This window comes from bacterium (assembly GCA_030654305.1).
Taxonomy (GTDB): Bacteria; Krumholzibacteriota; Krumholzibacteriia; order LZORAL124-64-63; family LZORAL124-64-63; genus PNOJ01.
Map to the genome: position 1 here is coordinate 1 of JAURXS010000206.1, position 1,148 is coordinate 1,148.

The 1,148-nt window shown below is 71.7% G+C and carries 2 protein-coding genes; both read left to right on the forward strand.

Going from position 1 to position 1,148, the window contains the following annotated elements; translation table 11 throughout:
- Nucleotides 1–455 (forward strand): helicase C-terminal domain-containing protein (locus tag Q7W29_05490; GenBank protein ID MDO9171268.1); only part of this gene is annotated, 455 nt, incomplete at its 5' end.
- A 2-nt stretch (nucleotides 456–457) separates the two neighbouring features.
- Nucleotides 458–1,148: hypothetical protein (locus Q7W29_05495; GenBank protein MDO9171269.1), on the forward strand; the 691-nt coding region annotated here is incomplete at its 3' end.

Sequence of the window (1,148 nt, forward strand, 5' to 3'; positions counted from 1 at the left end):
TGATGACCCGCTTCCGGCAGGAGCGCCACTCCCTGCTGCTCGGCACCAGCACGTTCTGGGAGGGGGTCGACCTGCCCGGGTCCGACCTCGAGATCCTGGTGGTGACGAAGCTGCCGTTCGCGGTGCCGACCGATCCCTGGGTCGAGGCCAAGTGCGAGCGCATCGCGGCCAACGGCGACAACGCCTTCATCGATTTCGTGGTCCGCGACGCCGTCCTGCGGTTGCGGCAGGGCGTCGGCCGGCTGATCCGCTCGCGTCGGGACCGGGGCGTGGTGGTGCTGCTCGACAGCCGCTTGCACGGCAAGCCCTACGGCATGACCTTCCTGCAGGCGCTGCCGTCGCCGGTCACCTACTGCGCCGACGCGGACGAGATCGTCCGCCAGACGGGCGCCTTCTTCGACGCCGAGCGTCCCGTCCCCGCGGACGACGGGGCGGGCTTCGCCGCACGGGAGTGATGATGACCTCGATCGACCGTGTCATCTGCGGCAACGACGCCGCCCTGGCCGCGGGGCCGGACCTGCTGGTGCGGAACATCGGCCAGCTGTGCACGCTGGACGCGCCGGACACTCCGGACACTCCGGACGATGCGTGCGCCGGTCCGCGGCGCGGCGCCGCTCTCGACGATCCCGGCCTGGTTGGCGAGGCGGCGCTGGCGGTGGCCGGCGGGCGCGTGCTGGCCTACGGTCCGCAGGCGGAGTTGCTGGCCCGCTGCGGCGCGCCCCACGCCGTCCACGACGCCGGCGGCCGCTGCGTCGTGCCCGGCTGGGTCGACCCCCACACCCACGCCGTGTTCGGGCGGACCCGGCAGGACGAGTACGAGCGCCGCCTGCGCGGCGAGACCTACCTGCAGATCGCCGCGGCCGGCGGCGGGATCCAGTCCTCGGTGCGGGACCTGCGCGGCCGCGGCGACGACGACCTGCAGGAATTGACGGTCGCTCGTCTTCGTGAAATACTCGAATATGGAACCACAACCATAGAAATAAAAAGCGGTTACGGATTATCTTACTACGACGAAGCGCGCATGCTCCGCATCGCCGGTGACGCGGCCGCCACGGTCGGCCTGCGGGTGGTCCGCACCTGCCTCGCCGCCCACGAGGTGCCGCCGGAGTACCGGGACCGGCGCGACGACTACGTCCGGCTGGTCTGCG